General features: G+C 35.1%; 24 protein-coding genes. 12 read left to right on the forward strand and 12 right to left on the reverse strand.

Annotation, left to right across the window (positions count from 1 at the left end):
- The first annotated feature begins 1 nt into the window (after window position 1).
- The 6 genes from priB to tadA all read left to right on the forward strand — a co-directional run bounded on the left by priB (window position 2) and on the right by tadA (window position 3223).
- On the forward strand, window positions 2–301 hold the full coding sequence (priB, locus tag FcAc13_RS01585; protein ID WP_187754453.1) for a primosomal replication protein N: 300 nt from the start codon (window positions 2–4) through the stop codon (window positions 299–301).
- Window positions 302–319: 18 nt separating this feature from the next.
- Window positions 320–547: a 30S ribosomal protein S18 gene (gene rpsR, locus FcAc13_RS01590; RefSeq protein WP_039103572.1), complete on the forward strand. Its 228-nt coding sequence runs from the start codon at window positions 320–322 to the stop codon at window positions 545–547.
- A gap of 21 nt (window positions 548–568) precedes the next feature.
- A complete protein-coding gene (gene rplI / locus FcAc13_RS01595) occupies window positions 569–1021 on the forward strand; it encodes a 50S ribosomal protein L9 (protein ID WP_187754454.1) in 453 nt (150 codons plus the stop codon).
- An 80-nt stretch (window positions 1022–1101) separates the two neighbouring features.
- Complete coding sequence (gene bamJ / locus FcAc13_RS01600) at window positions 1102–1713, forward strand: BamJ family beta-barrel-assembly machinery protein (protein ID WP_187754455.1); 612 nt, start codon at window positions 1102–1104, stop codon at window positions 1711–1713.
- A 166-nt stretch (window positions 1714–1879) separates the two neighbouring features.
- Entirely contained in the window at window positions 1880–2701 is an 822-nt protein-coding gene (dapB, locus tag FcAc13_RS01605) for a 4-hydroxy-tetrahydrodipicolinate reductase (RefSeq protein WP_187754456.1), read from the forward strand.
- A gap of 21 nt (window positions 2702–2722) precedes the next feature.
- On the forward strand, window positions 2723–3223 hold the full coding sequence (gene tadA / locus FcAc13_RS01610; protein WP_187754826.1) for a tRNA adenosine(34) deaminase TadA: 501 nt from the start codon (window positions 2723–2725) through the stop codon (window positions 3221–3223).
- Here the strand turns inward: tadA and mltF are convergent.
- Window positions 3200–4672 carry a membrane-bound lytic murein transglycosylase MltF gene (gene mltF, locus FcAc13_RS01615; RefSeq protein ID WP_187754457.1) on the reverse strand — a complete coding sequence of 491 codons (1473 nt, stop codon included), beginning with the start codon at window positions 4670–4672 and terminating at the stop codon, window positions 3200–3202. The two genes, tadA and mltF, sit on opposite strands and share 24 nt — an antisense overlap.
- A gap of 349 nt (window positions 4673–5021) precedes the next feature.
- Between mltF and nadR the strand changes: the two genes are divergently transcribed.
- Window positions 5022–6251 carry a multifunctional transcriptional regulator/nicotinamide-nucleotide adenylyltransferase/ribosylnicotinamide kinase NadR gene (nadR, locus tag FcAc13_RS01620; protein ID WP_187754458.1) on the forward strand — a complete coding sequence of 410 codons (1230 nt, stop codon included), beginning with the start codon at window positions 5022–5024 and terminating at the stop codon, window positions 6249–6251.
- 12 nt (window positions 6252–6263) lie between these two features.
- Window positions 6264–6938: a nicotinamide riboside transporter PnuC gene (gene pnuC / locus FcAc13_RS01625; protein ID WP_187754459.1), complete on the forward strand. Its 675-nt coding sequence runs from the start codon at window positions 6264–6266 to the stop codon at window positions 6936–6938.
- A gap of 70 nt (window positions 6939–7008) precedes the next feature.
- Here the strand turns inward: pnuC and FcAc13_RS01630 are convergent, their stop codons facing one another.
- Window positions 7009–7335 carry a YnfA family protein gene (locus FcAc13_RS01630; protein WP_187754460.1) on the reverse strand — a complete coding sequence of 109 codons (327 nt, stop codon included), beginning with the start codon at window positions 7333–7335 and terminating at the stop codon, window positions 7009–7011.
- Between the two features lie 196 nt (window positions 7336–7531).
- On the opposite strand from FcAc13_RS01630, the gene FcAc13_RS01635 reads away from it, so the two are divergent.
- Complete coding sequence (locus FcAc13_RS01635) at window positions 7532–8128, forward strand: hypothetical protein (RefSeq protein WP_187754461.1); 597 nt, start codon at window positions 7532–7534, stop codon at window positions 8126–8128.
- 41 nt (window positions 8129–8169) lie between these two features.
- On the opposite strand, the gene acuI is transcribed toward FcAc13_RS01635, so the two are convergent.
- The 4 genes from acuI to FcAc13_RS01655 all read right to left on the reverse strand — a co-directional run bounded on the left by acuI (window position 8170) and on the right by FcAc13_RS01655 (window position 12792).
- The gene (acuI, locus tag FcAc13_RS01640; protein ID WP_187754462.1) at window positions 8170–9153 is read right to left on the reverse strand and encodes an acrylyl-CoA reductase (NADPH); all 984 of its coding nucleotides are present in this window, start codon (window positions 9151–9153) and stop codon (window positions 8170–8172) included.
- A 25-nt stretch (window positions 9154–9178) separates the two neighbouring features.
- Window positions 9179–9844 (reverse strand): acrylate utilization transcriptional regulator AcuR, encoded by a 666-nt coding sequence (gene acuR, locus FcAc13_RS01645; protein ID WP_220679481.1) that lies wholly within the window; start codon window positions 9842–9844, stop codon window positions 9179–9181.
- Between the two features lie 227 nt (window positions 9845–10071).
- Window positions 10072–11343, reverse strand: coding sequence for an MFS transporter (locus FcAc13_RS01650; protein ID WP_187754463.1), 1272 nt, complete (start codon window positions 11341–11343; stop codon window positions 10072–10074).
- A gap of 12 nt (window positions 11344–11355) precedes the next feature.
- Window positions 11356–12792: a M20 family metallopeptidase gene (locus FcAc13_RS01655; protein WP_187754464.1), complete on the reverse strand. Its 1437-nt coding sequence runs from the start codon at window positions 12790–12792 to the stop codon at window positions 11356–11358.
- A gap of 537 nt (window positions 12793–13329) precedes the next feature.
- Here FcAc13_RS01655 and FcAc13_RS01660 point away from each other — a divergent pair.
- From FcAc13_RS01660 to FcAc13_RS01670, 3 genes are read left to right on the forward strand one after another with little or no spacing between them, the layout of a single operon-like run.
- The gene (locus FcAc13_RS01660) at window positions 13330–14403 is read left to right on the forward strand and encodes an HlyD family secretion protein (protein ID WP_187754465.1); all 1074 of its coding nucleotides are present in this window, start codon (window positions 13330–13332) and stop codon (window positions 14401–14403) included.
- A gap of 12 nt (window positions 14404–14415) precedes the next feature.
- Window positions 14416–17217, forward strand: coding sequence for a ribosome-associated ATPase/putative transporter RbbA (gene rbbA, locus FcAc13_RS01665; RefSeq protein WP_187754466.1), 2802 nt, complete (start codon window positions 14416–14418; stop codon window positions 17215–17217).
- Window positions 17218–17221: 4 nt separating this feature from the next.
- Entirely contained in the window at window positions 17222–18352 is a 1131-nt protein-coding gene (locus FcAc13_RS01670; protein ID WP_187754467.1) for an ABC transporter permease, read from the forward strand.
- Window positions 18353–18585: 233 nt separating this feature from the next.
- On the opposite strand, the gene FcAc13_RS01675 is transcribed toward FcAc13_RS01670, so the two are convergent.
- From FcAc13_RS01675 to rpoD, 6 genes are all read right to left on the reverse strand, one after another.
- Window positions 18586–18804, reverse strand: coding sequence for a helix-turn-helix domain-containing protein (locus FcAc13_RS01675; RefSeq protein ID WP_187754468.1), 219 nt, complete (start codon window positions 18802–18804; stop codon window positions 18586–18588).
- A 13-nt stretch (window positions 18805–18817) separates the two neighbouring features.
- On the reverse strand, window positions 18818–19387 hold the full coding sequence (locus FcAc13_RS01680; protein WP_187754469.1) for a DUF2975 domain-containing protein: 570 nt from the start codon (window positions 19385–19387) through the stop codon (window positions 18818–18820).
- A gap of 407 nt (window positions 19388–19794) precedes the next feature.
- Window positions 19795–20256 carry a universal stress protein UspA gene (gene uspA, locus FcAc13_RS01685; protein ID WP_187754470.1) on the reverse strand — a complete coding sequence of 154 codons (462 nt, stop codon included), beginning with the start codon at window positions 20254–20256 and terminating at the stop codon, window positions 19795–19797.
- A 62-nt stretch (window positions 20257–20318) separates the two neighbouring features.
- Window positions 20319–21821, reverse strand: a complete 1503-nt coding sequence (pitA, locus tag FcAc13_RS01690) for an inorganic phosphate transporter PitA (protein WP_187754471.1) — start codon at window positions 21819–21821, stop codon at window positions 20319–20321.
- A gap of 232 nt (window positions 21822–22053) precedes the next feature.
- On the reverse strand, window positions 22054–23025 hold the full coding sequence (locus FcAc13_RS01695; protein WP_187754472.1) for a bile acid:sodium symporter family protein: 972 nt from the start codon (window positions 23023–23025) through the stop codon (window positions 22054–22056).
- Window positions 23026–23210: 185 nt separating this feature from the next.
- Window positions 23211–25049: an RNA polymerase sigma factor RpoD gene (rpoD, locus tag FcAc13_RS01700; protein ID WP_187754473.1), complete on the reverse strand. Its 1839-nt coding sequence runs from the start codon at window positions 25047–25049 to the stop codon at window positions 23211–23213.
- Between the last annotated feature and the right edge of the window lie 37 nt (window positions 25050–25086).

Consider the following 25086-nt stretch of genomic DNA (forward strand, 5'->3'; position numbering starts at 1 on the left):
AATGTCAAATCGTTTGGAGTTGTCCGGCCTTGTTTTAAAGACGCCCATACGAAAATTAAGTCCAAATGGTATCTCGCATTGTCAGTTTTATTTAGAGCATGTATCTGAACAAATTGAAGCCGAATTACCAAGACAATCGTGGTGTGTTATGCCAGTAATTGTTACAGGACAAAATGAATTAACTCACAGTATTAAAAAAGGTAGTAAAGTATTAGTAAGTGGTTTTATTAGTACACATAATAAACGTAGTAATATTCCACAACTTGTTTTACATGCCTGCGAAATTAAATTAATTGTTTAAATTTAGGAGAACCGCCAAATGGCTCGTTATTTCCGTCGTCGTAAATTCTGTCGTTTTACTGCAGAAGACGTGAAAGAGATTGATTATAAAGATATCTCTTTATTAAAAAGTTACATCACTGAAAGTGGTAAAATTGTGCCAAGCCGTATCACCGGCACATGTGCAAAATATCAACGTCAATTAGCTCGTGCAATTAAACGCGCTCGTTATTTGGCTTTATTACCTTACACTGATAATCATCAGTAATTAGCAACAGAGGAAGACAGAATGCAAATTATTCTACTCGATAAAGTTGCTAACTTAGGCAGCTTAGGTGATCAAGTTAATGTTAAAGCAGGTTATGCTCGTAACTTTTTAATTCCACAAGGTAAAGCAGTTCCAGCGACAAAGAAAAATATTGAATTTTTTGAAGCTAAACGTGCTGAATTTGAAGCTAAACTTGCTGATGTTTTAAAAGCAGCAGAAGCGAAAGCTATGCAAATTAATGCATTGGAAAAAGTTACTATCACATCGAAAGCGGGTGATGAAGGTAGATTATTCGGTTCAATTGGTACGCGTGATATCGCCGATGCGGTTAAAGCTCGCGGCGTTAATGTATCAAAAAGTGAAGTGCGTTTACCGAATGGTGTGTTACGTACTGTGGGTGAGCATGAAGTTTCATTCCAATTACACAGTGAAGTATTTGCCAAGATCATTATTGATGTTGTTGCTGAAGCGTAATAAATCATATTAATTATGATATATTGAAACCCGCAGAAATGCGGGTTTTTTATTATTGAGATATATTGAAGGAGAAAGTTATGCAGTTGGATTCAACTAAAGCAAAAGCAAGCTATGCAATTGGTTTACAAATTGGGCAACAATTAAAAGATTCAGGGTTAAAAGACCTCGATCTCAATGCCTTAAAACAAGGTCTTGAAGATGTTTTAACTGAAAGACAACCAGCGCTAGCTTTGGATGTGCTACATGATGCATTACGCCAAATTCATGAGCAAGCGATGGAAGCAAAAAAGAAAGAAGCTGATAAGGCTGCTCAAGCAAGTATTGATTTCTTAAAACAAAACCTCACTAAAGGTGGAGTCAAATCGACTGAATCAGGTTTACAGTATACAATATTGAAGCAAGGGAATGGTAATATTCCATCAGCTACGGATCGTGTTCGTGTTCATTATACCGGTCAATTAATAGATGGTACCATTTTTGATAGTTCTGTGGAACGAGGTCAACCAGCAGAATTTCCCGTTAGTGGCGTGATTCGTGGTTGGGTCGAAGCTTTACAATTAATGCCTGTTGGTTCTAAATGGCGTTTATATATTCCACAAGAACTGGCGTACGGATCGCAAGGTGCTGGGGCATCTATTCCACCATATAGTGCATTAATTTTTGATGTTGAATTATTAGATATTCTTTAATTGATTTGTTGTAACGTGCGGAATACCGCACGATTATTTTCATTGTGGATTATAAATCATCAATACTTATAGTAATTACTAATATAAAAGAAACGTAACTCAACTTATTTATCGTGTTTCGTTATAATGTTGACAACTAGAGCTAATAAATAAAGAGAATATAAATATGAGTAAAGCTGAAATTCGTATTGCCGTTGCTGGGGCCGGTGGCAAAATGGGGCGCCAGTTAATACAAGCTGTTTCACATATGGATGGTGCCATACTTGGTGCTGCTTTTGAACGCACAGGATCTTCCTTGTTGGGGACAGATGCAGGTGAATTAGCTGGAATTGGTCAGTTAAATGTTAAAGTGACAGATCAGCTAACTAATGCGAAAGATCAGTTTGATGTTTTTATCGATTTTACACGTCCGGAAGGGACATTAGAATATTTAGATTTTTGCGTAGCTAATCAGAAAATGATGGTTATTGGGACTACCGGTTTTGATGAAGCTGGTAAGTTAGCAATCAATAATGCTGCAAAAAAAATTGGAATTGTATTTGCAGCTAATTTTAGTGTTGGGGTTAATTTAGTGCTTAAATTGCTAGAAAAAGCAGCAAAAATTATGGGTGAATACGCAGATATCGAGATCATTGAAGCGCATCATCGTCATAAAGTCGATGCACCGTCGGGCACTGCCTTAGTAATGGGAGAAGCAATTGCTAAGGCATTAAATATTGATCTTAATCAACACGCTGTCTATTGTCGTGAAGGACATACTGGAGAACGACCAAAAGGATCGATAGGTTTTGCAACTGTTCGGGCTGGTGATATTATTGGTGAACATACTGCAATGTTTGCTGATATCGGGGAAAGAGTTGAGATTACTCATAAAGCATCCAGTCGAATGACGTTTGCTAATGGTGCCGTACGTGCTGCTATCTGGTTAAAATCTCAGCCAAAAGGTTTATACGATATGCGTGATGTGTTGGGTTTGAATAATTTATAATTGAAGATAGATTTTGCTGCAATGATGATACCTTTTTCCGATGAATATTGGATGCAATATGCATTAACCTTGGCCCGCAAAGCAGAAGCCCATGGCGAAGTACCAGTGGGTGCTGTTATTGTGTTAGGCAATAACATCATCGGGGAAGGCTGGAATCAGCCAATATTAAATCATAATCCCACGGCACATGCCGAAATTGTTGCGATTGAGCAGGCGGCTAGTTATCTTAAAAATTATCGTCTACTTGATACTACGTTATATATCACTTTAGAGCCTTGTGCTATGTGTGCTGGCGCGATTATACATAGTCGTATTAATCGAGTAGTATTTGGCGCCACTGATTTTAAAACCGGTGCTGCCGGCTCATTTATGAATATACTTGACCATCCTGGAATTAATCACCGACCAGAGATTAAATCAGGTATATTAGCTGTTGAATCTGCTCAACTTCTTAGCGATTTTTTTAAACGTCGTCGGTTCGAAATTAAGCAGAAAAAGTTACTCACTCGCGAAATCCAGTGAGATTAAGTCAAATTTTTCATCAATGTGTTTTTGACGAAGTTCACTTTCTAGTAAGTAACCAACTAGGCTCATATAATACTGTTGAATACTATCAACAAAATGTACCGCTTGATAACCACGAGCAAAACCGTATTTTAGATCGGTATAATATTCTTCTTCACTTAATAGCGGTAAGATCTGGCGAACATCTTGCCAACTATCAGGATTTTTATTCAATTTGATAGCTAAACTGCGCGCATCCCATAAATGTCCCATGCCCATATTATAAGCAGCTAAGGCAAACCAAATGCGTTCTTCATTAGGAATGGTATCTGGGATACGGTTAATAATTTGTTTTACGTAAATGGTGCCACCTTTGATACTTTGTTCGGCATCTAAACGGTTTTTAATGCCTAGTGAATCAGCAGTGGGTTTAGTTAGCATCATCATTCCTCTAACTCCAGTGGATGAAGCTGCTTTGGGATTCCAATGTGATTCTTGATAAGATATTGCAGCAATTAATTTCCAATCTAATTCATTAGAGGAAGCATATTTTTCAAAAAAAGCTTGATATTTGGGTAAAGTTTGTTTTATTGCTTGTATAAAACGTTGTGTATCAACGTAATCGAATTTATTCATATGATTAAAATAGTGATATTCTAATTTTTGAATAGTTCCGTCTTTATAAGCTTTTTTAATAAAATGATTAAATTTATCGCGTAGCGAATGGTCTTGTGATTTTGGGAAATACCAATTTTGAGACCAATTATCATCTACCGTAAAGGCTACTGTTAATAATGGATAAATACGTTGCATAATAGCAATGGTATTGTGATTGGCTATGGTGTAGTCAATTTTTTTATCAACGACGAGTTTGAGTAGTTCTTCTTGATTAAGAATATCTGATTCATGCCAATTTAATTCACTGTATTGTGTACTTATGTTTCTTAAAATATAGCTTTGCGATGAATATTTTGGAATAGTTAAATTACCTTTGATATCCTCAAAAGAGTATGGTTTAGCGGAACCCTTTAAATATACCAATTGTTGTACGATCGGGTGGAAAGCTTCACTAGCATCAAAATTAGTTAATTCTTCGGGATACCCTTTAATTTGCGCTGCGAGCAAATCAATCTTACCATCACGGCTTTTTTCGATTAGTTCAGGAAGTGTGTTAGCGAAAATAATTTTCAATTTAACATTCAGGGAATCAGAAAATTTTTTAAGTAGAGCATATTCAAATCCACCGACTACATTAGGATTCCGATAATCGACGTAAAGTGTAGTTAGTGAACGTAGCATTCCTACCCGAAGCTCTTTTTGTTCTGAAATTTTTTGTAGAATGGTGCTTTGCGGTTGAATTTCTTTAGCACGGATTTTTTCTTTAAAAAAAAGGGCAAAAACGATAGCTAAAATAATTAAAATAGTTGTAACTAGGCTACCACTCCATAGGGCGACTTTTTTAATCAAACAGTAATTATCCGGTTAGTAAAAATCGCCGCATTATAGCATGTTACTTTTTCACCGCAAATTTAATATATAGTCATATCTCAAAGCATAAATAACAAAATTAATTTAATCAATTAGTTATTTTATATAAATCAAATAACAATTTTGTAAAGAAGCAACCTATAAAAATACTAATTAATTATATTTTATAAAGTTATTGATTTAGCTAATCAACCCAATTCTCGCCTAAAATTATTCATAATTGCACATTTTGTGCTTAAAAATTCATACAATTTAATCGATGTTGTATATTGAACAAATTTTGATTTTAGTTTAAATTATGTTTAATATATAAAACAAAGAGGTTAATATGATGAGTTATAATTATTTAAAAACATCAATAAAGCGGAAAAACTTATCTTTACAAACCGTCGCTGAAGCTTGCAATATGACCAAAGGTTATTTAAGCCAGCTGATTAATGATAAAGTTAAAATGCCCAGCGCGCAAAAACTAGAAGCTTTGCATCAATATCTTAACATAGAGTATCCAATAAAAGATAAAAAAGTAGGCGTAATTTTCGGTAAGTTTTATCCATTGCATACAGGTCATATTCACCTTATTCAACGTGCAATAGGTCAAGTTGACGAGCTATATATTGTGCTTTGTTCTGATACTCTACGTGATGAAAAATTATTTAAAAATAGTGCCATGTCACATCAACCAACGCTTAATGATCGTTTACGTTGGTTACTGCAAACATTCAAATATCAAAAAAATATCCATATTGAAATTTTAAAAGAAGATGGTATCCCAAGTTATCCAAATGGTTGGCAAGAATGGAGTAATCGAGTTAAGTTACTATTTAAAGAAAAGGGGATTAATCCCAATTATGTTTATTCGAGTGAACCACAAGATGTCAATATGTATAGTCAGTTACTTAACCTTGAAACTATTTTGATCGATCCTGAACGCAGTTTTATGAAAGTTAGTGGAACTAAAATTCGGCAAGCACCTTTGCAAAATTGGCAATATATTCCTACTGAAGTTCGTCCATTTTTCGTTAGAACGGTTGCAATTTTAGGTGGTGAATCGAGTGGTAAATCGACTTTGATTAATAAGTTAGCGAATGTATTTAATACAACTAGTGCATGGGAATTTGGGCGTGAATATGTATTTTCCCATCTCGGTGGCGATGAAAGGGCTTTGCAGTTTTCTGATTATGACAAAGTTGCTTTAGGTCAAGCACAATATATTGATTTCGCTATTAAATATGCTAATAAAGTAGCATTTATTGATACAGATTTTATAACAACACAGGCTTTTTGTAAAAAATATGAAGGTAAAGAACATCCATTTGTGCAAGCAATGATTAATAATTATCGTTTTGATTTAGTCATTTTACTTGAAAACAATACCCCTTGGGTTGCCGATGGCTTAAGAACATTAGGTAGTGTTTCGCAGCGAAAGGATTTTCAAAAATTACTGATAAGTTTATTAAATAAAAATAAAGTTAAGTATACAACTATCAACTCATCTGACTATGATGAACGTTATTTACAATGTATTGAACTGGTATCTAAGCTCATCGAACATTCATAATAAGGAATACATATGACTCATTTAATTCTACTTATTGGACGTAGTAAAATTTATCCATATATTTGTCTGGTACTCGTGACTTTAGCTTTTTTATCAACTAATCCTCTACAGGATTTTGATCAACGTTACGCTATCTCTTTTGTGGGATCCATGTGTGGTTTATTGTGTGTAATATTATTAGCTAAACGAAAAAATAGCGGTAATGTTTTGGGTATGATGGCGGCATTTGGCGAAAGTACTGCCAATTTTCTCGGTAATAATATAGGAGCAGCGTTACCTTCTATATTTTATTTTTTGTCACATGTCTATGGGTTAGTGAATTGGCGTAAAAATCAAGATACGGATAAAGCCGTAAAAGTTAGACAATTAAAAGAAAATCATTTTTTAACAATTTTATTTTTCTTGATTATAGCTGCTTTTTTAAATGTTTTTTTAACAACTGAATTGGAAGCAAAAAATACTGAATATCAATTAATTGCAAATTGTTTTATATTCGGCTTGGGGCTGATTGCTCAATTGTTATTAATGATGCGTTTTTCATTTAATTGGTATTTATGGATTCTCCTTAATGTTTTGACCATCGGTTTGAATATTTATACTCATAATCCAATTATTGCTACGCAATATTTAATATACTTGTTTAATGCCATTTATGGGGTGATTGAATGGAAAAAGAGCCAAAAATAAGTTAACACTTTTTATTTTTATCGTCCGAATAAACGAATTCTAAGCTAGCAAAAACTCGGTATAATAAAATTTATACCGAGCGCCAGCCAGTAATAATAATTAAACTACCTACTAAAATCATACTTGCGCCAATTAAGTCAAAAGCCGTTAATTTTACATGATCGACTAAGCGTAACCAAACTAACGAAGTTATAATATAAATGCCACCATAGGTGGCATAAATTCGACCGCTTGCTTCTGGATGCAGTGTTAATAACCAAGTAAAAATCATCAGGCTAATGGCTGCTAAAACTAAAATCCAAGCTGATGTTATGTGCTTAATCCAAAGATAGACAAAATAACAACCGGTGATTTCAGCCAATGCAGTTACTAAAAATAATAATATAACTTTAACCATGCAATATCTTCTCATTTATGTATAATTTAGGTGTTCTATCAAAATAAACGTATTATGTTGTTATAAGATATAAAATCACAATTATTTGTTACTGTGCATTAAATATTAATGGGTTGCTAAAGTTTCTCTTATTAGATGCAACATGTATAGTAATACAGAAATAAATGATCAAAATAAAAATTTAAGGGAATAAACGATGCATTTGTATATTTTTTTTATTATTGGATGTGTGATATCCATTTTTGGTTATCAAGTTATTGTGGCTTATATAATAGGCTTAGCCTTTGTTTTTTCTATCATTGTTGGGATTTTGATCGATAGTTGGAAAAGAAAAAATCAAGTATTGGTTGAAAGTTCTAAAGATCGTCTTATTTTTGATATTAATGGCTTTCCAGTCGAAGAAGATGTAAACAGTTTAATCAATATATTTGCTGACGATGAACAAGTATTGGCATCTAAATTTATAAAATTATTTAAACTAAAACTCTTTTTCTTAACTATGGTAACTGCTTATAGCGTTTATCAACTAATTAATATCTATAGCGCTACTATAGATTATCAACAAGATTATATGCAATGGGGAATACTAATTATAGGTTGTTCATTTACCCTTTATTTAATATATCGTTTAATTAACTGCTTATCCATTTTAAATTCTGTTCATAAATTGCGTTGGCACATTGATTATCATGATTCTGATCATCAACGTTACTACGCGGCCTATTTTTCTTGCGCAAAAGCGTCACAATCTAATTATTTTATACCTCTCTTAGCTTTGGTGTTTAAAATTTAAGTGTTGTAAAGGGTGAGCCATTCACCCTTGTATATTGATTATTAATGATTTACATCGACAATGATGCGACCTCGGATTTGGCCTTGCAATAATTTTTCGCTTGTAGGGATGACTTGTTTTAATGAAATTGTTTTGCCAATGGTGTCCAATAATGGTGCATCTAGGATAGTTGCTAAATGCTGCCAAGCTTCAACACGATCAGCATAAGGGCGCATAACACTATCGATACCGATAAGGCTAATACCGCGTAAAATAAAGGGCGCTACACTACTAGGAAAATCCATACCTTGTGATAAACCACATGCGGCAACTACACCACCATATTGTGTGCTTGCGCAAACATTAGCTAGCGTTTGACTACCTACACAATCGATGGCAGCTATCCAACGTTCTTTCATTAATGGTTTACCCGGTTCAGACAATTCATGACGATCAATAATTTCGTTAGCACCTAATTGCTTTAGGTAAGCACTTTCATTTAGTCTACCGGTAGCCGCAATTACATGATAGCCCAATTTAGCTAAAATCGCGATCGTAAAACTGCCGACACCACCATTTGCACCCGTGACTAAAATTTTTCCTTTTTTCGGTGAAATGCCATGTTTTTCAAGAGCGATAATTGCTAACATTGCCGTATAACCGGCTGTACCAATTGCCATACATTGCTTACCGGTCAAATTTTGTGGTAATGGAATGAGCCATTGGCCATTCACTTTAGCAAATTGCGCTAGGCCACCCCAATGTTTTTCCCCTACTCCCCAACCATTAAGTAATATTTTATCGCCCTTTTTGTATTGTGATGTTTGGCTGTCGATTACTGTCCCGACGAAATCAATGCCTGGCACCATAGGGAATTGTCGTACAACTGGGCTTTTACCTGAAATGGCTAAGGCGTCTTTATAATTCAATGACGAATAGTCTACCTGAACAGTGACATCACCATCAGGTAATTGGGATGGTTGAAGCTGAGTGAGGTTGGCGCGATAGCCTTTATCATCTTTCTCGATAAGAATTGCATTGAACATGGTGTTTTCCTTTTATAACAAGTCATTAATGGGAATGATCTGTACCTAGATTTGGTTTGTAATCTAAGTTGTTTAGAAAATAGTTGATAAATATTGTCATCGGTTCGGCATTTTTAATTAATTTTGCACGCATGACAGCGCCTTCCCAGCCAATCCAAAAAGAGTAGGCTAAAGTTTGACTATTGAGTGATTGTGCTATATCACCATTTAATTGTGCTTCAGTTAAACAATTAGCTATACAATGTTGCCAATCCAGAAAAATTTCATTTAACCGTTGCCGAAAACTATGGGGTATGGTGCTAATTTCTTGCCCTAAATTGCCCACTAAGCAACCACGGTTAAAATGGTATTTTTCCATACCTTGTTTTGCATCAAGATAAAATTGATAAATCCGTTCTAGAGGTGAAATGGTCTGATTATTGAGATATTTATTGAGTTTGTGAGCAAAATAACTTGCGTAATTTTCTAAGATTGCGTGTCCAAAGGCCTCTTTATTTTCAAAATAATAATAAAATGATCCTTTGGGTATACCAACACGTTTTAAAATACTGTCGATATCTGCAGTCATATATCCGCGTTCGGTGATTAATTCAACCCCACTACGAATCAAAGCTTGTTTGGTATCTTGATGATCATGCGTTGATTTAGGAGGTCTTCCTCGCTTAGGTTTTTGTTGTATCACTTTCATCATAAAATTTCTCAAAACATTTTTTAATAATATAGACTGATTGTCTACAAAAATAAAGTCTTCACATTTTTTTTATTTGATGATTAATGATAGTAAGTGGATAAGATGTGATAATAGAGAGGTTCTGTTAATTAAAAAAAATCATTGTGTTAAATTAAATAACATCTTATTAAAACTTCCCTAATAAGATATAGGGAAGTTTTATTGATAAAGAGATAGACAATTAAAAATTATTTTTTGAGGGCATTCGCTTGATATAAAGCAAATAAGCTAATGAAGCCAATGGCAATTAAATAATAACTTGGCGCAAGATCACTTTTAGTTAATCTAATTAATATTGTACAAATCATAGGTGCAAAACCGCCAAAAATTGTTACTGAAACATTGTAACTTAACGCCATGCCAGTAGCCCTTGTTTTGACTGGGAAAATGTCTGCCATCATAGAAGGTACGGTTGCAAAATAAATTGATTTTAATAAAGCTAACCAGCTAATTAACAAAATTAACGATGTTGGGCTGATAAAATCGACGGTAAGAGCAAACCCGGGATAAACTGTGACGAGTAATAAAACTAAGGATGCAAACATTAATGGAATACGACCGACTTTTTCTGCCAATAAACCAACTAATGGAGTAACAAAAGTTAAAATTATACCCGCTACTAACGTTGCCGTATATGCAGTTGAGCTATCTAAATGAAGGTTTTTCGTCGCATAAGTAGGCACATATTGTAACATATAGTTAATAGCAGTTGAAATCATCATTAAACCAACGGCGATGAAGAACAATGATTTTTGATTGAGAATGATCTCTATTAAAGGATATTGAGTTTTTTCGGCTTTTTCAAAGGTTGGCGATTCATCAATGTAACGTCGAATATAGAGACCAACCGGACCAATTAATAGTCCAAAAGCAAAAGGAATTCGCCAACCCCATTCACTTATTTCAGATTCAGTTAAAGTGTTAGTTAAAATTAAACCAAATAACGCTGCAAGTAAAGTACTAACACCTTGTGTGGCAAATTGCCAACTGGCAATAAAGGCTTTACGTTCGGGAAAATGTTCAATTAAAAAGGCGGTCGAACTACCAAATTCACCACCAGCAGAAAATCCTTGAATAAGACGCGCAACAATCATCAAAATTGGCGCTGTTAATCCGATAGTTTGATAGGTTGGCATGATAACAATCATTAAACAACCAATCATCATTAAAATCATTGATGCCAGTAATGATGCTTTACGACCATGTTTATCAGCATAATTACCTAAAAACACGGCTCCAATTGGTCTGATAAGAAATGAAATACCAAACGAAGCAAAAGTCATAATGAGTGATAATGTTTCATCGGTATTAGGAAAGAAAGCCTTAGCAATGTAATTAGCAAAAAAAGCATAGACAGCAATATCAAACCATTCCAAAGCATTACCAATACATGTAGCAAATAATGTTTTATATAGATTAGGTTTTTGGGGTGAATTTTTTTCAGTGTGTATGGACTGCATAAATTGTATTCCTTATTTTTTATTTTTTTCTTGGTGATGCTTGTGTTGAAGTAATAATTCATTACCTCGTTCACCAAGATCCCAAAATAGTCGAGCCATTATGTTTAATCCCTCATAGGCTATTGATTTGAGCATATGCTCATTAACTGCATGTTGACCGCAAGCCGGATAAGAGTGAGGAATCCAAAGGGTTGGTAAGCCTAAAATATCGGCGAAGATATCATTTGGTAATGAGCCACCTAAATTAGGTAATAAAGCTGGTTTTTTATCCGTCGCTTGTTGAATAATACTTAATGCCCAATCAACCAGTGGGTCAGTTGGATCAAAGCGTGTTGCAGCAGTGATACCACACGATTCAACTTCGACATTATTAAAACCATGTAAGTTAAGATGTTTTTTAATATTGTTAATAATATTTTTGGTATCAGTGCCAACCACAAAACGGAGCTGGCAAGTAGCCGATGCATTAGGGGGAATTGCATTCACGGGTTTTGCCGGATTTCCTGCTGTGTAAGCCAATACCTCTAAACTATTCCATGAGAAAAGCCGTTCAGCAGGGGTAAGGCCGGGTTCTCCCCAGTTGATGTCAATATCGGGATCACCTAATTGCCCAGCTGGTTGGATATCACTTAAAATATGGCGGATAGCTGGGCTTAATGCCGGTGGTCTTAAACCATCGACAAGTATTCTACCTTGTTTATCTACTAAACATGCTATCGCATTTGCTAACTGTGTTGCCGGATTGGACAACAAGCCCCCCCAATTACCCGAATGGTAACCTTGTTCACGACTATTTATCGTAAGTTTAAAATTAATACAACCACGAGATCCTAAGAATAACGTCGGTTGATCAGCAGATAAACGTGGACCATCAGAAGCAATGAAAAGATCGGCTTTTAATTGATCTCGATACTGTTCGGCAATTTTTGCCAAACCGGGTGATGAGATTTCCTCTCCCATTTCAAATAATACTTTGCAGTTAAATCCTAATTTTTTACCCCGAGCAAGATATACTTGCTCTAAAGCTGCAAAGTTAATGGTATGTTGACCTTTATTATCTGCTGTACCGCGACCATACCAGCGATCGCCTTCTTCAATCAATTGCCAGGGTTCTAGTCCTTTACGCCAATGTATGGCATCACCAAATACCACATCGCCATGACCATAACATAAAACAGTTGGTAGTGTAGGACTTTCGATACGCTCGGCAATCAAAAAGGGACAGTTTTCTGTTTCGGGATTATCAATTTGGGTAGTGGTAAAACCCATAGAATTTAATTCAGGTTGAATAACTTGTTGTAAGTATTCAACTAAACTCTGTGGTCTAGGTTGTTGCTGACTTTCAGTTTGATAACCAATCCTATGAGCAAGTCGTTGTTTGAATGTATTGTTATTAAAAATAAGTTGTAAATTTTCTAATAAACAATTGAGTTTAATATTTTGTTCCATCGTGTTTTAACTGCTTATCTTATTTTATGGTGAGTAAAGACTCCTTTTAAAACAAATATACTACAATAAGTAAGGTAAATAAAAAATAAAACCATTCATTGCATAAATTTGTTTTATTATCTTGAGGCAAAAATTAGCGCTAGAAATAATACTTCATTATGTCATTGTGTTGTATATTAAATGGGCAACATTACCTTAAATAATAATTTTTGAATAGGCATAAAATGATTATGCTTTACAAAATAATTAGCATAAAATAAACAAAATATCTAGATAAAAATACTAAAAATAGTGGTATTTGGTATCAATCTGAATCCAACATTGGATAGTGATTTTGATTATTAATATCTTACTTTATTTTGCTTTTTAAGATTTAAATAAAGTTAAAGGATATTTTAATGAAAAGTGGGCTGATTTCTCTATTTACTATCATTGTTGTTGAAGTTTGAGTTTCGCTTTTAAGCTATCAGTATACATATTAGATAAACTTTATTATCAACTTTAAGATTTAAATAAGGATATTATTAGGATATTACGATGAAACAGTTAAATAGAAAATGGCTTATTCTTTTCCTTACCGTTGTTGTTGCTGGAACCTTAATTTGGTTTCTAACTAAAGATGACGGCTTTGGACCTAATTTTATTAGTGGCAATGGTAGAATTGAAGGTACTGAAATTAATATTTCTACCAAGCTTGCTGGTCGAATTGAACAAATTAAAGTTCAAGAAGGTGAATTTGTACAAGTAAATCAACCACTGGTTATTATGCAAACCGATACTTTAAATGCGCAATTAAATGAAGCTAAAGCACAGTTATTGCAAGCAATGAGTAATGAAGAAAATGCGAAAGCGCAACTTGGTCTTAGCATAAGTGATAAAGCAGCTGCCGAAGCAATTGTTAATCAACGTGAAAGCGATCTTGATTTAGCTATCAAACATTTAGCACGTACAGAAAAGCTATATAAAACTGGTGCTTTGTCAGTACAACAGTATGATGATGACAATGCGAAAATGGAAAGTGCCAAAGCGGCTTTACAATCTGCAAAATCACAAGTTGATTCAGCGCAAGCTTCTGTTGAATCGGCTCAAGCGAATATCCAAAGTGCTGCTGCAGCAATAAAAGTTGCTGAAGCCAATATTACGCAGATTCAAGCTGATATTGATGATAGTACATTGGTTGCGCCAGTGGGCGGGCGTATTCAATATCGTATTGCGCAACCGGGTGAAGTGTTAAGTGCTGGCGGTAAAGTGCTTAATTTAGTCAATCTTTCTGATATTTATTTAACATTCTTTTTACCAGAAACTGTAGTAGGTAAAGTAGCTATTGGTGATGAAGTCAGAATCGTTTTAGACGTAATTCCGAATAAATCAATCCCCGCATATGTCTCATTTGTTGCAAGTGTCGCACAATTTACGCCAAAAACAGTTGAAACTAAAGATGAACGTCAAAAATTAATGTTCCGCGTTAAAGCACAAATCAAGCCAGAGTTACTTAAATGTTTTATTAATCAGGTCAAAACAGGATTACCGGGTGTTGCGTGGGTAAAATTAGATTCTAATGTTGCATGGCCGCAAGAGTTATCGGATTTAGCTGCATGTCCAAACCAATAATGGAGTGTGGTTATGTCAGAGCCAAAACAAGATTTAGTTAATGCTTTAGCTAAAATAGATAACGATTATGTGGTGAAGGTGGAAAACACCACACTTTGTTACAAAGATGTGCGAGCTTTGGATAATATTAGCTTAAATTTTCCATCACGCTGTATGATTGGTTTAATTGGACCAGATGGGGTGGGAAAATCAAGTTTATTGTCATTAATTGCTGGCGCACATGTTATTCAAGATGGTAGTGTTTATGTGCTTGATGGTAATATGGCTGATAAAGGTCATCGTAAATCGATTTGTACACGCATCGCTTATATGCCACAAGGGTTAGGTAAAAATCTTTATCCAACTTTATCAGTTGAAGAAAACCTCCAATTTTTTGCCCGTTTATTTGGACATGATGCACAAGAACGCCGGCGTCGTATTGATGAACTCACGTTAAGTACGGGACTGTATCCATTTTTATCTCGTCCAGCAGGTCGCTTATCAGGTGGAATGAAGCAAAAAGTGAGTTTATGTTCTGCGTTGATTCATGATCCTGATCTTCTTATTTTAGATGAGCCAACCACTGGCGTGGATCCGCTTTCTCGAGCCCAATTTTGGGAGCTGATTAACAAGATTCGTAAGCAGCGTCCACAAATGAGTGTAATTGTTGCCACTGCCTATATGGATGAAGCACAGAATTTTGATTGGTTAGTTGCCATGTATGCGGGGAAGATTCTTGAAACAGGAACACCTCAGCAATTACTGACACAAACAGGTAAAACCAATCTGGATGACGCATTTATCCAATTAATGCCTGAAAATGCTAAACAAGGTTACCAAGCGGTTGAAATTCCACCATTAGAGGGGGGCGATAAAGCGCAAATAGCAATAGAAGCAAAAGGGTTAACTAAAAAATTTGGTAATTTTATCGCAGTTGATCATGTCAATTTTTCGATTCAACAAGGAGAAATATTTGGTTTTTTAGGATCCAACGGCTGTGGTAAATCAACTACTATGAAAATGTTAACAGGGTTATTACCAATATCAGAAGGAGAAGCTTGGTTATTTGGTAAACCTGTGGATGCGAATGATATTAATGTTAGAAGGCATCTAGGTTATATGTCGCAAGCATTTTCATTATATAGTGAACTTACTGTTGAACAAAACTTAGTATTACATGCACGTTTATATGGAATCAAGGAAGCTAATATCCCGCAACGAGTAAGCGAATTAGTAAAGCGATTTGGTCTTGAAGAACATCGACAAAGCTTACCGGATAGTCTACCGCTGGGGGTGAAACAGCGTTTATCGTTATCTGTAGCTGTGGTTCATAATCCAGAAATTTTGATTTTAGATGAACCGACCTCTGGGGTTGACCCGATTGCACGTGACGATTTTTGGCGCTTAATCATTGAATTGTCGCGTAAAGATAAAGTCACAGTGTTTATAACCACCCATTTTATGAATGAGGCAGCACGCTGTGATCGTATCTCATTGATGCATGCTGGAAAAGTATTAGCGAGTGATACGCCAGCTAATATAATAGCTGCGAAACAAGCACAAACACTCGAACAAGCTTTTATCAGTTATTTGGTTGAGGCTGGTGCTGATGATTCTGCTAAGCAAGTTGAAAGTCAAAGTTCCGGTGATAAGGAGCATATTGAACGTCCTAAAGAGAAAAAAAATGACCAACAAAGTAAAATTCCAGGCTTTAGTTTGACTCGGATGGTCGGATGTTTATGGCGTGAAGCATTAGAATTATCTCGCGATCCATTACGGGCTGTATTAGCGCTACTTGGTTCAGCTATATTGATGTTAGTAATGGGATATGGAATTACTTTAGATGTTGAGGATTTACATTTTGCTGTATTGGATCGAGACCAAAGTGGTCTAAGTCATAATTACACGCTCAATTTATCGGGTTCAAAGCGCTACTTTATTGAGGAAAAACCGTTGATTGATTATAAGGATATGGATCAGCGTATGCGTAGCGGTAAAATTTCTCTCGCAATAGAAATCCCGCCTAACTTTGGTCGTGATATACAACGTGGTGATCCAGTTGATATTGCTATTTGGATTGATGGCGCTATGCCACTACGGGCAGATACAATTAAAGGTTATGTGCAGGGTATGCATTTAGCATGGCTTAATGATCAGGCGCGAGAAAAATTAGGTCAACAAATTGCCGGATTAGCAAATGTTGAAACTCGATATCGCTATAATCCTGATGTAAAAAGCCTACCATCCATGGTGCCTGCGGTTATTCCTATTTTATTATTAATGATTCCGGCAATGTTAGCGGCTTTATCGGTAGTACGAGAAAAAGAGATGGGTTCAATTATCAATCTCTATGTTACGCCAGTCACACGGGCAGAATTCCTACTCGGTAAACAAGTTCCCTATATTGTATTATCAATGTCGAGTTTTTTTATTTTGCTATTTATGGCAATTACTATCTTTAATGTTCCAATTAAAGGGGGAATATTTACGCTCTGTATCTCAGCCTTAGCATATTGTATTATTGCAACAGGAATGGGATTGCTTGCTTCGACTGTAACACGTAGCCAAATTGCGGTTATTTTTCTGACCTGTGTCGGTACGATGTTACCTGCAATTCAGTTTTCTGGGTTGCTTAATCCAGTTTCTTCATTAGAAGGCTCCGGGCGCTATATTGGTGAAGTTTATCCAACGGCTCATATGCTGATTATTTCGCGTGGAGTCTTTAATAAAGCGTTGCAATTTGCTGATTTACATACTTCAATATTTTCCTTATTGATCACCATTCCGATTATATTAGGGATGAGTATTCTTTTACTAAAAAAACAGGAAGGATAGCCCTATGCAAAGTGTGATTAATATTTTTCGATTAGGGGTTAAAGAGTTATGGGGATTGTTGCGTGATCCAATCATGTTGATCTTGATAGCTTACTGCTTTACCATTGATATTTATACCGCTGCTACGGCAACCTCTGATTCTTTGAATCGGGCAACCATTGCGGTGGTTGATGAAGATGATTCTCCTCTGTCACGGCAAATTACTTCCGCTTTTTATCCACCGATGTTTATGCCTCCAGTAAAAGTTTATTCAATGAAGGAAGTTGATGCTGGTATGGATACCGATAGTTATACCTTTTCATTAAATATTCCACCTAATTTCCAACGAGATGTATTGAATAATATGCGTCCTGAAATTCAATTAAATGTTGATGCTACTAGGATGGGGCAAGCTTTTGTGGGTAATGGTTATATAACTCAAATGATTAATGATGAAGTTAATCAATTTGTTAATCGTTATCGCTCAACCGCTTCATCAGCTGTGAATATTCAAGTTAGAGCGATGTTTAATCCTAATTTAACTCGTTCATGGTTTGGTTCGGTAATGGAAATAATCAACATTGTGACAACGTTATCTATTATCTTAACAGGGGCTGCCTTGATGCGTGAACGGGAGCATGGCACCATTGATCATTTATTGTCAATGCCTGTTACTCCCTTTGAAATTATGATATCAAAAATTTGGTCAATGGGATTGGTGGTATTAATATCGACATGGGGTGCTTTAATGCTGGTAGTGCAGTGGTGGCTAGAAGTTCCTATTGCTGGTTCGGTGGTACTATTTTTGATTGGCGCATCATTACATTTATTTGTAACTACGTCATTAGGTATTTTTCTGGCAACGGTTGCTCGTTCAACTGCGCAATTTGCTATGTTGTTGATCTTGATCTTACTACCATTACAGATGTTATCTGGTGGTTCGACACCACGTGAAAGTATGCCTGAATTGGTACAAAATATAATGATGTTCGCCCCGACTACTCATTTTGTCGAATTAGGACAAGCTATTTTATATCGTGGTGCGGGTTTGAATGTCGTTTGGGTTTCTTATGCCTGGTTACTTGGTATTGGCATTGTTTTCTTTACTTTTTCATTAATGCGTTTTAGAAAAGCAATAGCCGGTATGGGGTCGTAATGAAATTTATCATTTAGTTAGTAAATAGATCATTACATTAATAGTGCAAAAACTTTTGATAAATCATCAGGTGTTACCAAAACGTATAAATAGATTAAGTTAATATGAACTAATCCTAAATTTTAATAAAGGGTTGTAATCTACCAAAATAATTGATTATAACCCTCTTATTTTCTACCATAATAGTAACACGATGTAGATTATTAACGTGAAATATTTTATTAATCTGGTTTTTAATCAATTTTGCTATCTGCTCGATATTCTAAAATATCACCCGGTTGGCAATCTAGATATTGGCAAATCGCTTCAAGTGTGGTTAAACGAAATCCTTTTACTTTACCTTGTTTTAGCAAAGATAAGTTTTGCTCAGTGATGCCAATTGCATTAGCCAAATCTTTAGATTTAATTTTACGTTTAGCCAACATAACATCTAAATTAATGATAATTGCCATGATTCATTGATCCTTATATGAACTGTTCGTTTTCTGTGGCTATTTGGGATGCTTTTAGCAGAATTCGCCCTATAATCATGATACAAAGTGCAGGGAAAAAGGTGATGATATCGTCACCAGTTAGACTCACGTTAATGAACTTTTCTTCATTATTTAACGTTAAAATTAATGATAATAATGGCTCAAAAATTACGCCTAATACAACCCAAGCTACTAATGCTTTACCGAAATTGTAACAGTGATTCGATGCATTTACAGTGAAATATTCCGCTTTCGCATAGCAAATAAATTGCAATCGCAGTTGATAAAAACCATACAATAAAATCACTATGGGTAGGGTATCGATGCAAGTTGCCAGTGCTGATTGCCACCATGTTAATGTTTCAGTATTAGTATCAAATCCAACATATGAAGAAAATAAAGAATAATTATCCGAATCTAATCCAATATTTTGTATATTAAAAAAATAAAATAGTAGGGGAGAAAAGCAACCAATAAAGATACAAATGATCGGCACCCACGTAAACCATGCCACATAGTTTGAATAACGCTTTAAATGTTCAATATTTGATGAATTACGCATAAATGCTCCTTAATAGTATGTAAATGAATTAAGGAGATTATATTCTTTGTTTATTATTAATCAATAAAAAATTATCGTAAAACAATAATAATTTATTGTTAATTATGATTAATGCTTGATTTACCTTATTGATTTTACCTAAAGTTACCTTTTCATTGTTTTAAATCATTTTAATGATAAAGGAATTAATATAATTTAAATAATTATGTACTTATGAAATACTAGAAAAGCAAGAAACCTTATATTGATAATTTTTTGTATACTTTTTTAATGTCATTGGTCATGTTTATAGGAACACTATTGTAGGTATTGGGAATCGATATGAAAATAAAAACTTAACAAAAAGGTCCAACATATTATTGTTAGACCTAATTATTTTTATCTTATGGCTAAAATTCTAAATGTTTTTAATTAACTTCAGAAGGTTTTTCTTCAGTGACTTCATCATCTTTCAGTGGCACAATTAAGGTATCAACATGAGTATTATTGATTAATTGGCGCGCAGAAGACATCAGTTTACTCCAAAAATCTTGATGATGACCACAAACCACAAGATCGGCACCATATTCATGAATAGCTTCAATTAATACTTGACCAAATTCACCATTACCTGAGAGTGTATGAGTTATTGGATAACCCGCATTATCGGCTAACTTATTAAGTACAATATGGGCATCTTCAGTAATACGATCTTTCATGTCATTCATATTGATATCCACTAGTCCAGTATAGAGATCGGAATAGTTGATACCGACATGAATCAATGAAATTTGTGCATTATAAGGCCTTGCCATTGAAACAGCTTTTTCAACTAAAATATCGCTTTCAGGTGAAAGATCTACTGCTACTAAAATATGTTTATAAGCCATAACACTTTCCTCTATCTTTTTAACTTGCAGAAAATTTAATTACTCTCCGGTTAGTTGTACTACTAAATTAACATTTGAGCAAGCCAAAAAATTAATGCTGATAGTAATATAGAAATTGGTAAAGTTAAGATCCAAGTTAAAGCAATGCTCTTCATGGTTTTACTTTGTACACCACCACCATCGACGATCATCGTTCCAGCAACAGAAGATGACAATACTTGTGTCGTTGACACCGGCATACCTGTAAAGCTAGCAATACCAATTGAAATAGCGGTAGTAACCTGAGCACAAACACCTTGGGCGTAAGTCATCCCTTTTTTACCAATTTTCTCACCAATTGTGATGGCAACACGACGCCAACCAATCATAGTACCTACAGCTAAAGCAGAAGCTACAGCAATAATAATCCAAATAGGTGCATATTCTACAGTTTTTAATAAATCATTTTTTAATGCGGATAAATAATTCTTATCCTGCTTAGGTAGATTTGCTTGTTTAGCAATATGATTTACTGTGTCAGATAAACAAATTAGAATACGACGAGTTTGCGCACGTTGATCAACGGTTAAAGTTTCATAATCATTTAAATTATTGAATAATGTTTTGGCAATATTCAAAGTTGTAAAAGAGTGTGAATAATCACAATGATATTCAGTAAGGTCAGTATGTTGAATTTCATTGCTTACAATGGGTTGTTTACCGATTACTTCGGATAGAATTTGCTGGTGGGTAGTAAAATATTCTTCAATATTATGGATGGCGCTTCGTGTGTTAGCAATATCATAAGTCGGTGCGTTCATATTAACAATAAAACCTGCTGGCGCGACACCCATTAATACCAACATTAATAATCCTATTCCTTTTTGTCCATCATTGGCACCATGTGAAAAACTGACTCCAGCAGCTGAAATGATTAACATAATCCGGATCCAAAATGGAGGTTTTTTCTTACCGTATAGTTTTTCACGTTGTTCAGGTGTCATAAATATACGTTCTCTTTTCTTACCACTCTTCTTTTGGGTCCACATTTTTCTTAATATATAGATCATTAAACCTGCCATTAATAAGCCTATCAATGGTGAAATGACTAAAGAGAGTAAGATTGAAATCATTTTTGGAATATTTAGTGCTTCGATTACTGATGTATTTGTCAGAAACGCATTTGCCAAAGCGACGCCAATAATTGAACCGATTAAGGTATGAGAACTTGAAGCAGGGATACCCAAATACCAAGTTCCCAGATTCCAAATGATCGCAGCAAAAAGAATAGAAAATACCATTGCTAATCCGTGCGAAGAACTGACATTGAGTAATAAATCAGTCGGTAACAGGTGAACAATAGCATAAGCAACGCTCAAACCACCAAGTAATACACCAAAGAAATTAAAAATACTCGCCATAAGCACTGCTAGTCGTTCTTTTAGTGCTTTGGTATAAATCACCGTTGCAACTGCATTGGCGGTATCGTGGAATCCATTGATTGCTTCATAAAATAAAACAAAAAATAGCGCTATAGCTAATAACATAAGTGTCGAAATATCTAAATCAGAAAATAGATGGAACATATCGGCTCTTCACATAAATAAATAAACGTCGCTATTATCCTAAAGAATATTAAATGAGCAAAGCAATTTTTGAAATTTTATTAATAAATCCTTGAAAGGATTCTAATATAAGCAAAAAGTGTGCGCGAAATAGCACATCAGTTATGGTGTAAAATAAAATATACAAGATATTGATAACAATTATCAGTAACGATTGAAGAGCAGGATAAACAATGGTTGTTTGATTTTTGTTTTAGTCCTGACGTTTAGCATAATGTGCGGCCAATATAGCACAAACCATCAGTTGTATTTGATGAAAAATCATTAATGGTAATACCATCATTCCCGTTACGGCGGCTGGAAAAATAATACTAGCCATAGGAATACCACTGGCTAGACTTTTTTTCGAACCACAAAATACAATCGTAATTTCATCTTGTTTATTAAAGCCGAGTAGTCGTGAACCATAACGTGTAATGACTAATACAATAGTGAGTAATATAAGAGAGAATATAATAATAGTGATGAATGATATGATATCAATTTGTTGCCAAATGCCATTTATTACCGCATTGCTGAAAGCAACATAAACCACTAATAAAATTGATAAACGGTCGGTTTGATTGATGATTTTGCGATATTTATCGATCCACAAACCAATAAGTGGTCTGGATAAATGCCCCAAAATAAAAGGTAGCATTAATTTAAGCATTATAGAAATAACCGCTTCGGAGATGTCCATGGCATTGTCTGATTGAGCATGCATAAAAAGACCAATAAGAATAGGAGTAATAAAAACACCCAGTAAAGTTGATGCCGAAGCACTACAAATAGCAGCAGCAACATTACCGCGTGCTATTGATGTAAAAGCAATAGCAGATTGTACTGTCGCTGGTAAGGTACACAGATATATGAATCCTAAATAAAGATTATGCGTTAATAAAGCAGGGACAAAAATCTGTAATCCCACTCCGAGTAATGGAAAAATAGCAAATGTCGTTATAAAAATCATCAAATGAAGTTTCCAATTTTTAATGCCATCAATAATGGCATTAAAGGATAATTTTGCACCGTGCATGAAAAATAATAACGCGATTGCAAGGCTAGTTAAGGATTCAAAAAAAGTATTAATCCTACCTTCGCAAGGTAAAAATGTTGCGGTAGCTACTACAATAACTAGGGTTAATAAAAAAGGATCGATTTTTAGTAATTTGATGATATTCATGGAGATTCTAGTCTGTTTTATCAATACAAACGAACGATACGTTAGTATATACGAGATAATCGGCAAATTATATAGTAGCGACGGAATGCAAGCTGATAAAACGCAGGTTAATTAAATAAAAAAATTCCGCTACTTAATGATTTCGGCAGCGGAATTTTGGTAAGTGAATAGTTGCGATTAACTATTTATTCATCGAGAAAACTGCGTAAAACGTCAGAACGACTTGGATGACGTAATTTGCGAAGTGCTTTTGCTTCAATTTGACGTATACGTTCACGAGTGACATCAAATTGTTTACCGACTTCCTCCAAGGTATGGTCAGTATTCATATCAATACCAAAACGCATTCTTAACACTTTTGCTTCACGTGGCGTTAGACCGCCTAAAATATCGCGTGTAGCTGCGCGTAGGCTTTCTGATGTTGCCGCATCAAGAGGTTGTTCCATTGCAGTATCTTCAATAAAATCACCAAGATGTGAATCTTCATCATCACCAACCGGCGTCTCCATTGAGATGGGTTCTTTGGCAATTTTTAGTACTTTACGAATTTTGTCTTCAGGCATTTGCATTTTTTCAGACAATTCTTCCGGCGTTGGTTCTCGACCTATCTCTTGTAAGATCTGGCGTGAAATACGATTGAGTTTATTGATTGTCTCAATCATATGAACTGGAATACGAATAGTTCTAGCCTGGTCAGCAATTGAACGGGTAATTGCTTGACGAATCCACCAAGTTGCATAGGTTGAAAATTTGTAACCACGACGATATTCAAATTTATCAACAGCTTTCATTAAACCAATATTACCTTCCTGAATTAAATCAAGGAATTGTAAACCACGATTAGTGTATTTCTTAGCAATCGAGATAACCAAACGTAAATTTGCCTCAACCATCTCTTTTTTGGCACGTCTGGCTTTAGCTTCACCAATTGACATACGACGATTAATATCTTTGATTTGTTCAATCGAAAGATTAGTCTCTGTTTCAATTTGTTGGAGTTGCTCGGTTTGTTGCGCAATGTCTTTATCAAATTCACTTAACTTTTCAGCATTAGCACCCTTTGATTTCATTGCCTTTTCGAACCAATTCATGTTATTTTCGTTACCGGTGAAATAAGTCATAAATTGTTTTTTCGGCATTTTGCATTGTTCAACGCAGATTTTCATAATTACCCGTTCATGAGAACGCACACGTTCCATCATTTCACGCATGCTATTAACCAGAATATCAAATTGCTTGCCAACCAAACGAAATTGTTTAAAGATTTCAGATAGATTTTCAATTTCTTGCCGTGCTTTTTTATTCGATCTGCCGTATTTTTTGATCGCTTCAGATGTTTTCTCATGTTGCACTTTTAAGGCTAAGAATTTTTCTCTGGCTACTTCTGGATCAATCGATGTATCATCATCAGTAGAATCAGTTTCTTCGTCTTCATCATCTTGATCATCGTCAAGATTAAGAGTGCTATTTTCATCCTCTAATTCTTCAGGTAAATCTTCTATGCTTTCTTGAGCATTGGGATCGACAAATCCGGTAATTAAATCGGATAAACGTACCGTACCTTGTTCAACCAGATTATATTGCTCCAAAAGGTAAGTGATTGCTTCTGGATATTCTGATACTGATGTTTGTACTTGGTTAATACCGTCTTCAATACGTTTAGCTATATCAATTTCGCCTTCACGAGTTAGAAGTTCTACGGCACCCATTTCGCGCATATACATGCGCACAGGGTCTGTTGTGCGACCAATTTCTGATTCAACGTTCGATAATACCAAAGCGGTGGCTGCTTCGACTGCTTCTTCATCAGGCACGTTTTCTGATAAAAGCATGTCATCAGAATCAGGAGCTTCCTCCAGAACCTGAATCCCCATATCATTGATCATTTGAATAATATCTTCGATCTGATCGGAATCGATAATTTCTTCAGGCAAATGATCATTCAAATCTGCATAAGTTAAATAGCCTAGCTCTTTACCGCGAATGATCAGATGTTTGAGTTGTGATTGAGAGTTTTGCTCCATATCAAAATATCCACATTTTGTTGTTTAGTGATAGGGT

The sequence above is a fragment of the Frischella japonica genome (genome assembly GCF_014489845.1).
Lineage (GTDB): Bacteria > Pseudomonadota > Gammaproteobacteria > Enterobacterales > Orbaceae > Frischella > Frischella japonica.

Excerpts from the sequence above, each read along its gene's own strand:
- priB (WP_187754453.1), top strand. The coding sequence starts at position 2 with ATGTCAAATCGTTTGGAGTTGTCCGGCCTTGTTTTAAAGACGCCCATA.
- rpsR (WP_039103572.1), top strand. The coding sequence starts at position 320 with ATGGCTCGTTATTTCCGTCGTCGTAAATTCTGTCGTTTTACTGCAGAA.
- rplI (WP_187754454.1), top strand. The coding sequence starts at position 569 with ATGCAAATTATTCTACTCGATAAAGTTGCTAACTTAGGCAGCTTAGGT.
- bamJ (WP_187754455.1), top strand. The coding sequence starts at position 1,102 with ATGCAGTTGGATTCAACTAAAGCAAAAGCAAGCTATGCAATTGGTTTA.
- dapB (WP_187754456.1), top strand. The coding sequence starts at position 1,880 with ATGAGTAAAGCTGAAATTCGTATTGCCGTTGCTGGGGCCGGTGGCAAA.
- tadA (WP_187754826.1), top strand. The coding sequence starts at position 2,723 with ATGATGATACCTTTTTCCGATGAATATTGGATGCAATATGCATTAACC.
- nadR (WP_187754458.1), top strand. The coding sequence starts at position 5,022 with ATGATGAGTTATAATTATTTAAAAACATCAATAAAGCGGAAAAACTTA.
- pnuC (WP_187754459.1), top strand. The coding sequence starts at position 6,264 with ATGACTCATTTAATTCTACTTATTGGACGTAGTAAAATTTATCCATAT.
- FcAc13_RS01630 (WP_187754460.1), bottom strand. The coding sequence starts at position 7,335 with ATGGTTAAAGTTATATTATTATTTTTAGTAACTGCATTGGCTGAAATC.
- FcAc13_RS01635 (WP_187754461.1), top strand. The coding sequence starts at position 7,532 with ATGCATTTGTATATTTTTTTTATTATTGGATGTGTGATATCCATTTTT.
- acuI (WP_187754462.1), bottom strand. The coding sequence starts at position 9,153 with ATGTTCAATGCAATTCTTATCGAGAAAGATGATAAAGGCTATCGCGCC.
- acuR (WP_220679481.1), bottom strand. The coding sequence starts at position 9,844 with ATGATGAAAGTGATACAACAAAAACCTAAGCGAGGAAGACCTCCTAAA.
- FcAc13_RS01650 (WP_187754463.1), bottom strand. The coding sequence starts at position 11,343 with ATGCAGTCCATACACACTGAAAAAAATTCACCCCAAAAACCTAATCTA.
- FcAc13_RS01655 (WP_187754464.1), bottom strand. The coding sequence starts at position 12,792 with ATGGAACAAAATATTAAACTCAATTGTTTATTAGAAAATTTACAACTT.
- FcAc13_RS01660 (WP_187754465.1), top strand. The coding sequence starts at position 13,330 with ATGAAACAGTTAAATAGAAAATGGCTTATTCTTTTCCTTACCGTTGTT.
- rbbA (WP_187754466.1), top strand. The coding sequence starts at position 14,416 with ATGTCAGAGCCAAAACAAGATTTAGTTAATGCTTTAGCTAAAATAGAT.
- FcAc13_RS01670 (WP_187754467.1), top strand. The coding sequence starts at position 17,222 with ATGCAAAGTGTGATTAATATTTTTCGATTAGGGGTTAAAGAGTTATGG.
- FcAc13_RS01675 (WP_187754468.1), bottom strand. The coding sequence starts at position 18,804 with ATGGCAATTATCATTAATTTAGATGTTATGTTGGCTAAACGTAAAATT.
- FcAc13_RS01680 (WP_187754469.1), bottom strand. The coding sequence starts at position 19,387 with ATGCGTAATTCATCAAATATTGAACATTTAAAGCGTTATTCAAACTAT.
- uspA (WP_187754470.1), bottom strand. The coding sequence starts at position 20,256 with ATGGCTTATAAACATATTTTAGTAGCAGTAGATCTTTCACCTGAAAGC.
- pitA (WP_187754471.1), bottom strand. The coding sequence starts at position 21,821 with ATGTTCCATCTATTTTCTGATTTAGATATTTCGACACTTATGTTATTA.
- FcAc13_RS01695 (WP_187754472.1), bottom strand. The coding sequence starts at position 23,025 with ATGAATATCATCAAATTACTAAAAATCGATCCTTTTTTATTAACCCTA.
- rpoD (WP_187754473.1), bottom strand. The coding sequence starts at position 25,049 with ATGGAGCAAAACTCTCAATCACAACTCAAACATCTGATCATTCGCGGT.